Below are 11,425 nucleotides of genomic sequence, written 5' to 3'. Positions count from 1 at the left end.
GGGCGATTATAGCCGGAAGCCGGCCGGGGCCGGCCGGCCGGCGAGGGCTTGCTGATTTGTGAATAGGAAAGATCCGTAACCGTTTCCAGCCGGAATCCGTTCAGATGACGTGAGCATGATGGAAACCGTCCACCCAACCTGTGAGGGCCACCCATGAAGATGAACCGTCTAGTTGTCGCCGCGATGACTACCCTGCTGGCCTTCGGTGCCACTGCACCGGCCTTCGCGGCAGGCGACCGTGACCACGACCACGACCGCGGGCGCCATGGGTGGGATGACCGGGGCCGGGGCCATGACCGCGGTCGCGGCCATGACCGTCATGAATGGCGCGATGACCGCCGCCGCTACAACGCTGGCTACCGCGAGGGCTATCGCGACGCCCGCTACAACGACCGTCGCTACTACGACCCGCCGCGTCGGGTGGTCTACCAGCCCTACGGCTTCCAGCGTGGCTATCGCTACAACAACTACTACGGTGGCCCGGTCTACGTGGTCAACGACTATGACCGCTACCACGTGCGTCGCCCCCCGCACGGCCACCGCTGGATCCGCGATGACCGCGGCAACCTGCTGATGGTGGCCATCGCCACCGGCATCATCGCCGACATCGTGTTCAACCATTGAGTTGATCCACGCAGGCATGAATGACAGAAGGCGCATCCAGCGGATGCGCCTTCTGCGTTCAGGGGGCGGGACGAGGCCCGGGTGACCCGGGCAGGGGAGAACGGTGCAGCGTCCCGGCCCGCCCGTCGGTCATTCCGGTTGGTGGCTGAGGCAGCGGATGTCGCCCATGTGGACGCAGGCGTCGCCCGGGCGGGCGATGCCCTCGCCGATGGCCCGGTACAGCGGTGCATCGACGGCTGGCTCGGTGGGGGCGCGGCTGCCCGGCCTGGCCGCGTTTGCGGCAATCTCCCGCGCGATGCGGGCCTGCACCTCCGAGGCGATCCCCGAAACGTCCAGGGTTCCTTCCTGGTAGCTGATCGCGTAATTGGCCATGCGGTCGCCCCGCGCGGCGCTGGCGAGGATGGCGTAGCGCCCCGGCTCGGCGTTGGCGGCGCTGCCGTCGCTGGAAAGATCGAGCCCCTCGACGCGGTCACCGTTGAGCAGCCCCTCGACGGTGTAGCCGTCCAGCAGCAGCGCCTGGCCCATGCGCTTGCTGGCATCGTGGGCGGTGATGACCAGGTTGGCCTTGCCGACCGACATCTGGCCGTCGACATAGGTGATGGTGTAGTTGCCCAGGCCTGTGCCCCGTGCGTCACCGGCGTGAATGGCGTAATGGCCCACGCTGGCATTGGCCGCTGCGCCGTCGCTGCCCAGCATCACCGAGGCCACTGCATCGCTGTTGAGCAGTCCGTCCACGCTGTAGTTGCCGAACCCGCCATCCTGGCCGTAGGTCTTGCTGCCGGGCCCTGCGGTGATGGTCAGCGTCGCCTTGCCGACGGACAGCAGGCCATCGACGTAGGTGATGGCGTAGTTGCCGAGCCCGGTGCCGGAGGCATTGCCGGCGGTGATGACGTAGTTGCCGGCATTGGCGGTGGCGGCACTGCCGTTGCTGAACAGGTCCAGCCCGCTCACCGTGTCGCCATTGACTAGGCCATCGACGGAGTAACCGCCCAGCGACGATGCCTGCCCGTAGGTCTTGCTCGCATTGCCGGCCGTGATGATGAGCCCGCGCGGGTCAACGAAGAGCTGCCCGGGGGTGTAGGCCAGCTGATAGCCGGAAGCGGAAGCATCCAGTGTCCCGGGGCCGACAGTGACGACATAGGGCGAGGCGCTTGCATTGGCATTGGCAGCGGCGCCAAACGAGATGACACTCGGCAGTCCGCTGAACAGGCTGGCCAATTCGTCGCCCTTGTATGCTCCGGCAACGGCAGTCATTGCACCCTGCATGCGGAAGGCCAGCAGAGGGTTGAGCACGTCGCCGTAGGTCTTGCGCAGGGTGTTTCCGGCAACCGTCAGCGTCGGCTGCCAGGCGAACACATAGCGGTTGCCGGTTGCACTGGAATTGCCGAACGCTGCAGTGTTCCAGACGGCGGTGTTGCCGCTGTCCAGGTTGTTGAAGGCATGCGCCTGATGCGGAGAGTCCAGGTAGATGTTCCAGCGGCCGTTGCCGCTCAGCCGGATGGCGTCGGCGCCGGTACGGTTGTCGAAGATGCCAGCGGTGGCAAGGTCGACGTTGTCTGCGACGACGTGGCCGATCAGGCGCAGGCCGGTGTCCGCCCGGGCGGCGAGCGTGCTGGCTGTCACCTCGCCCAGTACCAACTCACCGCCGCTGATGATGTGGGCATTGGAGGCGTTGATGTCCATGACGCCTCCAAAGAAGTTGCCGGCATTGGTGAGAAGGACGTCGCCGCCGGCCAGGAAGCTGCTGTCGCCATGGACGTAGAGGGTGCTGCCCTGGCCGATGGAGGTGCCCTTTGCCGTCAGGCCGCCTCCTGTGGTGACGCCACGAAGCAGGAGCTGGCCGCTTCCGCCATCCAATGTCGCATCACCGGTGGTATCCGCGTTGCTGACCGTCAGGCCAGTGCCCGCCAGCGCCTCGAGACGGTTTGCCGTGACGTCGGCCAGGGACAGGGACTGTCCGGTGCGAAGCAGGACATCACCCGCGTTCACGCTTACATCGCCACCGAAACTGTTGCCAATCATTCCCAGGTTGATCGCGTTTCCGGCGTACAGCGTCGTGGTACCGGCGGCCAACAGGCTGCCCGCCGTCTGCATGATCGATCCCCCCTGACTGCTCAATGACAGCTGCGCACCGGTCACATCAGCCGCCAGGGTGAGGCCGGAGGCGCCGTTCAGGCTCACTTGCCCGCCGGACAGCGCGTTTGCAATGGCGAGCGCGCCGCCCAGCGAGCTCAGGCGCAGGCTGGCATTGCCGGTGTTGATCGCAGGCGCCACGCTCAGCTGTCCGCCGGCGACCAGCTCCACCGCCTTGTTGGTGCCGCTCTGCAGTGCGCTGATGTTCAGTCCGCCGCCTGCGGTGATCGCCACCGCCTCGCCGTCGACATCCATCGCGCCGGTGAACACATTGCCCGCATTGCGCAGTGTGATGTCACCGCCCGCATCCAGCGTGCTGGTTCCGGAAACCTGGAGGCTGCCACTCTGCGTGATAGCGGCCGCGCTGTCGGCGACCAGGTTGCCGCCCACCTGCACCTGCGCGAACCCCAGCCCGCCACCGGTCAACGTCGCATCTCCGTTGACCACGGCATTGGATAGATCCAGGCGCCCGCCCGCCGTCGCGACCAGTGTTTCCGCCTGCACGCCATCCATGTCCAGCCCGCTGCTGCCATGCAAGGTCACGTCCTCGCCATGCAGCGCGACCTTTCCAGCAAAACTGTTGCCAGCGTTGCTGAGGGTGATGTCGACACCAGCACTGAAACTGGCAGGCCCGCCAACCTGGAAGGCACCGGCCTGGAGCAGGCTGCCGGTGGACGTCAACGACAATGCGCCGCTGGTCGTCACCGTCCCGGACAGCGCAAGCGTGCCGGCGTCCACGGCCAGGGAGGCCAGCGGGGTGCTGCCGCCGATGTGGCCGGCGACATTCACCGCCGCGGCGGTGATGTCCAGTGCGTGCCCGCCATCGATGCTTCCGCCAAAGACGACGCTCTGCCCGCTCACTGCCACGTCACCGGCAAGCAGTACCGGGCGGTTGAACTGCGCCGCATCCGCGACGGTGACATCCCCCGCCAGCGTGGTGGTGCCGTTGCCTTCCACGGTGAGCATGTTGGCCTGGACATCATTGTCGAAGCGCGTTCCGGTCGCCCCGCCAACGCGCAGGTCCCAGCCGCCACCGGAGATCATGTTGCCAAACCGGACGCTGCCGGTGGTGCTGGTCACCACCGTATTCGCACTCAGCTCCAGCATATCGTTGAACACGATGCCACCCACGCTGCGGAACTGGGTGTCGATCCGCGTGCTGCCTGGCAGATCACTGCTGAAGGACAACAGTGGCGTATAGAAGCCGACAGTGCCATCGAAAATGCTCTGCCCGGCCGTGTTCACCGCCAGGTTGAAGTTGCCGTCGAGTCGCTTGCTGAATTGAATCGTGCCGGAGCCGGTACTGGTCAGCGTACTGTTGCCGACCAGCACCGCTGCATCGAGGTAGTGCTGATTGCCCGTGGTGGTCACATTGCCGCCCAGCAGCGTCACGCCACCACCACCGGCGGTCAGCGACGTCAATGCGTCCAACCCGCCAACGGAACCCGTGAAATACGTTTGACCGGTGGTGGAGGTTGCCAATGCATGCCCTCCGTTGACCGCCCCATCAAAGCGGATGTCGCCACCGCCCAGGCTGGCCACGTTGACATCGCCGACAAGCTTGACCTTCTCATAGGTCTGCAGGCCGATGGTATTGACATTCGCGCCAAGCTCGAAGGTTCCCCCGTCCTGCCGCAGGGTGGCCAGCGCCGAGCTGCCGCCGACCGTGCCCCCGAACCGGGTCGTGCCATCGGTCTGTACCAGCAGGTTGTAAGCACCATCGATGGTGCTGCCGAACACGATGTCGCTGCCCAGGCTGCTGCTCAGCGACACGCTGCCACCGAGCCTCACGGCATCGGCGTAGCGCTGCATGCCCCACGTATACACACTCCCGTTCAGGATGGCATCACCGCTCACCACCTCCACGCTCCCCAGCCGGGCAGCCCCTCCGACGATCCCGCCGAAGCGCACTTCGTCCTTCGCATCGACCCGCAGGTTGCCACCGCCGTTGACGGAACCGTTGAACGCGATGTTCCCGGCACTCGATGACAGGCTGGCATTGCCGGTCAGTGTCACGTCGCCGTTGTAGGCCTGGTCACCGGTGCTGTTGAAGAAGCCATTGAGTTCGATGCCGATGGCGGATGCCGTCAGCGACTGCACTTCGGCCGCGCGCAGCTTGAGCACACCGTTGCTGGCAATCGTGGTGGTACCGCCTTCCAGCCTCACCCCGCCCGAGAACGTGTTGTTGGCGTTGCTCAGGGTGATCGCATGCGGGCCATTGTTGAAGGTGGCGTCACCTCCGACGCTCAGCGCACCCAGCTGCGACAGGGCCCGGTTGTTGCCCAACACCAGGCTGGTGCCGACGCTGCCTTCAATGAACGAAATGGTGTTGCCGCTGGTGTTCAACGATGCACCGCCGCCGGTCTGCAGCGCCAGCGTGTTGGCATCGATGGTGCCGCCCGTCTGCTGCAGCGAGCCATCGCTGATGAGGCTGGTCTGCGTGGCCTGGATGTTCGCTCCCACTGCCAGGGCGCCGCCCCCGGCATTGGCCACCAGCGTATCGGCGACGATCACGCCCCCCATGTTGAGCGCGATCGCACTGCTGCCCGTCGGCACACGCGCCAGCAGGTTGACCTGCGAAGCCTGCAAGGTGCCGGTGTTGACCAGCACCGGACCCGGCCCCAGCGGGGCGTCATCCACGGCATCGACGATGTGGTAGCTCATGCCCGCGGCAGGATCGTAGGACGCCACCATCCGGTCCGCGGCGACCAGGCCGATGTGGCCACCCTGGATGGTGCCGTAGTTGCCAACGGCCGCCCCTGCCAGCAGCACCGGGCCGCCATTGGCATTGATCTGGCCATGGTTCAACACCGCCGCGCCCGGATGTGCGCCACGCCGGAAATCGTAGATGGGAGCGTTCGGGTCCTGCAGCGACAACGTCGTGGCGAGCAGCCCGGCAACGTTGACGTGCGCATTGCCACCGAAGGTGATGCCGTTCGGATTGATCAGGAATACATGGCCATCGGAATTCAGCATGCCGTCGATCTGGCTGGCCAGATTTCCGATCACGACATTCAACGTGACCGCGGACGGATTATTGGTGATGAAGTTCACCGCATCGCTCTGGCCGATGCTGAAGTTGCTCCAGTTGATCAGCGCGCGGTTGCCGGTCTGCGTCACCTGCAGTGTGTTGGGGGTATTGGCGATGCTTACCGTGCCCTGCACCACAACCGGATTGCTCGGCAGCACCTGGGCCTGTGCGCCACCTGCCCAGGCCAGCGCCAGGGCCAGGGCAAGTGGTTTCAACCGCGGGCGATCGAGCGCCTGCGTGCGTCGGCCACGGGCGACGATCCGACCGCCGCTGGCAGCTTCCGACGCCACCTGGACCTGGCGCAGTGCGCTGTTGAACACAAGGCGGTAAATGCGATTCATGGCGATGTCCTCAGAAAGTAGTGCTGATGCGCGCCCAGTACTGGGTGCTGCGGCCGTCGCTGCCGCGGTAGCTGCCGGTGGGTTTGGCCGCGCTCACGTCCAGGCGCAGTTCCGGCTGCCACGGCAGGCGCAGGCCAAGGCCAAGACCGGCACCTTCGAGCGTGATCGGCAATGCGCCCAAGCGGCGGTTGTCCGGCGTCGGCGAGGTGCGGCCCCAGTCGTAGAACAGATTCACATCAAGCAGGTCGCCCCAGCGGCGGCCATTGAACGGCGAGGGCTTGTTGGCGAAACCCGGGGCGCTGACCTGGTACTCGAAGCTGGCCTGCACGCCACGGTCGCCCAGCGCCGTGGACAGCGGGTAGGCACGCACGCTGGTGGGGCCGCCCACGCTGAACTGCTCCATCGGTGTCAGCGCGTCATCGGTGAACTGCGCGCTGCCACGCAGCAGCAGGCGCTGGTCGTGGGGCAGGGCCTGCAGGCGCGCCACGCTTGCCCGGGCCACCCAGAAGTATGGCGCGTGCGAGGTGTACAGCCAGTTCATCGGCGAGGATTCGTCATTGACCGACTTGCGCAGCGACACCTGCGCCAGGTTCATGCCGCGCCAGCGGTGGTCGGTATGGCGCAGGCTCAGGCCGGCGTCCAGGACGTCAAAGGTGTGGCGCGAGAGCAGGAAGCCGAGCCCTTCGAGCTTGGAATCCTCGTGGATCCAGCGTGCCGAGGCCTGCACCTGCAGGTTGGCGCGCTGGATGAACTTCCAGTCGCTGCCGGCATAGAACATCGTGGTGGGGCCGGTGATTTCCAACGCCGCCAACGGGCCGGTGTTCAACTCCATCTCGCTGCGGCTGACGCCGGCGATGGCGCTCAGTCCCTGCACCTGTGCCGAGGGCACACTGAGTGACAGTGCCGCCTGCCAGCTGTCGGCCGGGTCCAACCCGTAGCCGATGCTGGCGGCCAGCACATCGCCCGCGCCCAATGCGTTGAAGGCGCTGATGCCCAGCTCGGCCCGGTACTTGCCGGTGCTGTCGGTGCCGTGGTTGCTCAGCCCGGCGGTGATCTCGTAGGGGCGCGCGTTGTCGGTGGCGAGCAGCACGATGTCGGTCTCGCCGGGGTTCTGGCCGGGCTGCAACACCGAGGTGACCGATACCCCGGGCACGTCACGCGCGTAGAGCAGGGCACGGTCGAGTTCGTTGCGGCGCAACGGCCGGCCAATCAGCCCAAGGCTGCTGGCGGTGAGCTGATCTTCGCGGTAGCGCTGGCTGCCCTGTACCAGCACCCGGCCGACCCGGCCTTCCATCACTTTCAGCGTCAGCGTCTGGCTGTCGCCAATCTGCTGGGGCGGGATGTAGACCACCGATACCAGGAAACCCGCATCCCGGTAGGCCTGGGTGATGCGCGCGGTGATCTGCTCGATCTGGGCCAAGCTCAGGGCCAGGGGCTGATCCGGGCCGAGCGCGCGCAGTGCCTGATTGGCCAGCGCCTCGATCCCTGCCGGGCTGATGCCGCTGTCGGGGTGTTCACCCACCCCCTCCACCTGGACCCGGGCGACCTGGACCGTTGCCATGGCCGGTGACGGATCGGCCGCCTGTGCCGGCACGGACAGCGTGGCCGCCAGGCCAGCCAGGGCCACGGCCAGCAGCGTCGCGCGGACCGGGGCGATCGGGCGTGGGGGGAGGGACTCATGCGTGCTGCAGGCGGGGCGGGGCATCGGGACGTGTTCCTTGGAGATCGATCAGGGGCGGGCGGCAAACGCCCGCCTGTACCCTGTTAACCGTAAGAAGCCGGCAGGATCGATCAGCGAATTCAGGTAATCGCTTAGAAGCGTGACTTGGTTCACTATTTGTCGACGGGTGGGTGATGCCGGGAAGGCAGCCCCGCGCGCGGGGGCTGGCCCGCAGGAACGGCTACAATCGGCAGTTCCCTCGCCCATCTCCTGGAGCTGACGATGTACTCGCGTGAAGTCCGTATTGCGTCCTACGACCCTGAACTGGCCAAGGCCATCGCCGATGAGTGCCAGCGCCAGGAAGACCATGTCGAGCTGATCGCCAGCGAGAACTACGCCAGCCCGGCGGTGATGGAAGCCCAGGGCAGCCAGCTGACCAACAAGTACGCCGAGGGTTACCCGGGCAAGCGCTACTACGGCGGTTGCGAGTACGTGGACATCGCCGAGAAGCTGGCCATCGACCGCCTCAAGCAGCTGTTCGGCGCCGATTACGCCAACGTGCAGCCGCACAGCGGCTCGCAGGCCAACCAGGCCGTCTACTTCGCCCTGCTGCAGCCGGGCGACACCATCCTGGGCATGAGCCTGGCCCATGGCGGCCACCTGACCCACGGTGCCAAGGTCAACGCCTCGGGCAAGATCTTCAATGCCGTCCAGTACGGCGTGAACGAACAGGGCCTGATCGATTACGACGAAGTCGAGCGCCTGGCGCTGGAGCACAAGCCGAAGATGGTCGTGGCCGGCTTCTCGGCTTACTCGCAGGTCGTGGACTGGGCGCGCTTCCGCGCCATCGCCGACAAGGTTGGCGCCTACCTGTTCGTGGACATGGCGCACGTGGCCGGCCTGGTCGCTGCCGGCGTCTACCCGAACCCGATCGAACACGCCCACGTGGTGACCTCTACCACCCACAAGACCCTGCGCGGTCCGCGTGGCGGCATCATCATCGCCAAGGGCGCGGGCGAGGAAATCGAGAAGAAGCTGCAGTCGATCGTGTTCCCGGGCATCCAGGGTGGCCCGCTGATGCACGTCATCGCGGCCAAGGCGGTGGCCTTCAAGGAAGCGCTGGAGCCGGAATTCAAGGCCTACCAGCAGCAGGTGGTGAAGAACGCCCAGGCGATGGCCACCACGCTGATTTCGCGCGGCTACAAGATCGTCTCCGGCGGCACTCAGAACCACCTGATGCTGGTGGACATGATCGGCAAGGAGGTGTCCGGCAAGGACGCCGAGGCCGCGCTGGGCAAGGCCCACATCACCGTCAACAAGAACTCGGTGCCGAACGACCCGCGTTCGCCGTTCGTGACCTCGGGCCTGCGCCTGGGCACCCCGGCCATCACCACACGCGGCTACAAGGAAGCGGACTGCGTGGCGCTGGCCAACTGGATTGCCGACGTGCTGGACAACCCGGGCGATGAGAACGTCATTGCCGGCGTGCGTGAGAACGTCACCCTGCAGTGCCGTCAGTACCCGGTTTACGGTTGACGGTTTACCGGTGCCGGCCCTGTGCAGGCACCGGTTCGTTGAAGGGACCGCCGCGGTGATGGCGGCCAGACCCCGGGCCGGGCAGCCTTGCTCCATCCCGGGGTTTGCTGTATCTGCGTTGTAGTATTTCCCGCGCCGTGCTGTCGGCGCACGATGTTCAAGGCGAGATAGATGCACTGCCCGTTCTGCCAACACACCGACACCCGCGTCATCGACTCGCGCGTTTCCGAGGATGGCGCCACCATCCGCCGCCGCCGTGGCTGCGAGGCCTGTGGCGAGCGCTTCAGCACGTTGGAAACCATCGAACTGAAGCTGCCGGTGATCATCAAGAGCGATGGGGGCCGTGAGGCATTCGACGCGCGCAAGCTGCGGGTGGGCTTCGACCGCGCGCTGCAGAAGCGCCCGGTGTCGGAGGAGCGCATCGAGGCGGCCGTGCGTGCGGTCGTCCACCAGCTGCGCATGTGCGGCGAGCGTGAAGTGCCGTCGATCAAGGTCGGTGGCTTCGTGATGGATGAACTGCGCAAGCTCGACCATGTCGGCTACGTGCGCTTTGCCTCGGTGTACCGCAGTTTCGAGGACGTGGCCGACTTCCGCGACGAAATCGAGAAGCTCGAGCGTGACCACCCGACCGACGAGGGCCAGCTGCCGTTGCTGGAGGTGGCCGATGCGCCGGACGGCAAGGCGGCAAAGCCGGTCAGGCGGTGAAGCCGTGTCTGCCACGGCATGACAGGAAGACACAGTGATGCCAGGCCAGAAGATCCGGACGGTGCGGAACAGGTGGCGGCGGCTGGGCATGCTGCTGACGTTGGCCGTTCCATTGCCGGTGCTGGCTGCGGCCCCTCCCCACACCGGTGTGTGTCCGGAGCCGTCGCAGCGGCTGGCAGCGGAATCAAACGCGGTCGCCGGCCACTACTACCTCTCCGGCATGCAGGAAGTGGGCTCGGAGCTGGTACTCGGTGCGGACGGGCGCTTCCAGTGGATGCTGGCCTACGGAGCAATGGATTTCGCCGCCCAGGGGCGCTGGTGGCGCAACGGGGACTGCGTGGGAATGGCGCGGGAGCAGGGCGCCCAGGTGCCGTTCCAGCTGCTGCGGCGTGACGGTGACGAGCAGGCGCGCGCGACGTATGCGGACATGGACAAGTACCCGATGCCGGACCAGGGCGATCGCCTGCTGGTCTATGCGTTCGAGGTCAGCCATGGCATGAGTGACGATGGCCTCGAAGTCGCCTTGCGCTGGCCCGATGGCCAGGAACAGACGGTACAGGCCGAACGCGGCGCGGCCCTGTTCGCGGCGCGCCCGGGCATGCCGGTGCAGGTGGGGGCACGTTGGCCGCGCAGCGGCATGCCGATGACCTGGATGGCGGTGGACGGGGACGCGCGCTGGCCACTGTTGATGCGGCTGGATGTGGAAGCCCTGAGCGCAGGGGGCGATGCGCCGATGCCGACCTTCCTGCGTGTCGAAGACAAGGCGTTGGTGCCGGTCTGGCCGGGGGACCAACGTGAGCGTGGGCGTTACCAGCGGCCGTGAACGCTGGCCGTTGCGCAGTGGGCCTGGCCGGTTCTGCCATTTGATTTCGTGAGTACGGATGCTGATCGTCAATCTGCTTGACCGCCCCGAACACCTGCCGACGCTGGCGGCTGCCCATGTGCAGGCCTTCGGCGGCCTGCTGCCCGATTGGACCGTTGCCCAGGCCGAAGCCGAACTGCGCGCGCAGCAGCGCGATGCCATTCCGTGCAGCTGGCTGGTCGAGGACGGGCAGGGCTGGCTGGGCTCGGTCAGCCTGCTGCATGACGACCATGAGCAGATCCGCGGGTGGTCGCCGTGGTTGGCATCGTTGTACGTGCAGCCCCGCGCACGCGGGATGGGCGTGGGTGCGGCGTTGGTACGGCATTGCGTCGCCCAGGCCGCTGCCCTGGGTGTGCCGACGCTGTACCTGTACTGCGAGGCGCCGATGGTGCCCTGGTACCAGGGCCTTGGCTGGCGGGTGCACGCCGAACTGCAGTTGGGGCCGTTGGCCATCACCGTGATGGAAATCCGGACGCGGCAAGGCTGAGTCCCACGCATGGCCGGCGGGGCAGGTGGCGGCACGCGTAAACTTG

General features: G+C 66.5%; 7 protein-coding genes. 5 read left to right on the top strand and 2 right to left on the bottom strand.

What is annotated here, in order from left to right:
* Positions 1-153: 153 nt before the first annotated feature.
* Complete coding sequence (locus tag IB227_RS06460) at positions 154-624, top strand: RcnB family protein (protein WP_192286701.1); 471 nt, start codon at positions 154-156, stop codon at positions 622-624.
* A gap of 129 nt (positions 625-753) precedes the next feature.
* Here IB227_RS06460 and IB227_RS06455 read toward each other — a convergent pair whose 3' ends face one another.
* Positions 754-6,129, bottom strand: a complete 5,376-nt coding sequence (locus IB227_RS06455; RefSeq protein ID WP_192286700.1) for an MBG domain-containing protein — start codon at positions 6,127-6,129, stop codon at positions 754-756.
* 10 nt (positions 6,130-6,139) lie between these two features.
* The gene (locus IB227_RS06450) at positions 6,140-7,834 is read right to left on the bottom strand and encodes a ShlB/FhaC/HecB family hemolysin secretion/activation protein (protein ID WP_192286699.1); all 1,695 of its coding nucleotides are present in this window, start codon (positions 7,832-7,834) and stop codon (positions 6,140-6,142) included.
* A gap of 237 nt (positions 7,835-8,071) precedes the next feature.
* Between IB227_RS06450 and glyA the strand changes: the two genes are divergently transcribed.
* The 4 genes from glyA (at position 8,072) to IB227_RS06430 (ending at position 11,379) form a co-directional block, all read left to right on the top strand.
* The gene (glyA, locus tag IB227_RS06445; RefSeq protein ID WP_192286698.1) at positions 8,072-9,325 is read left to right on the top strand and encodes a serine hydroxymethyltransferase; all 1,254 of its coding nucleotides are present in this window, start codon (positions 8,072-8,074) and stop codon (positions 9,323-9,325) included.
* Between the two features lie 171 nt (positions 9,326-9,496).
* Positions 9,497-10,030 carry a transcriptional regulator NrdR gene (nrdR, locus tag IB227_RS06440; protein WP_132865014.1) on the top strand — a complete coding sequence of 178 codons (534 nt, stop codon included), beginning with the start codon at positions 9,497-9,499 and terminating at the stop codon, positions 10,028-10,030.
* A gap of 88 nt (positions 10,031-10,118) precedes the next feature.
* Positions 10,119-10,853 carry a hypothetical protein gene (locus tag IB227_RS06435; RefSeq protein ID WP_192286697.1) on the top strand — a complete coding sequence of 245 codons (735 nt, stop codon included), beginning with the start codon at positions 10,119-10,121 and terminating at the stop codon, positions 10,851-10,853.
* A 58-nt stretch (positions 10,854-10,911) separates the two neighbouring features.
* A complete protein-coding gene (locus IB227_RS06430) occupies positions 10,912-11,379 on the top strand; it encodes a GNAT family N-acetyltransferase (protein WP_192286696.1) in 468 nt (155 codons plus the stop codon).
* Positions 11,380-11,425 lie beyond the last annotated feature (46 nt).

Origin of the sequence: Stenotrophomonas sp. STM01 (assembly GCF_014852135.1) — a bacterium.
In the GTDB taxonomy this organism is placed as follows: domain Bacteria; phylum Pseudomonadota; class Gammaproteobacteria; order Xanthomonadales; family Xanthomonadaceae; genus Stenotrophomonas; species Stenotrophomonas capsici.
The sequence above is the reverse complement of the archived record's forward strand: the minus strand, read 5'-3'. Positions and strand labels throughout refer to the sequence as shown.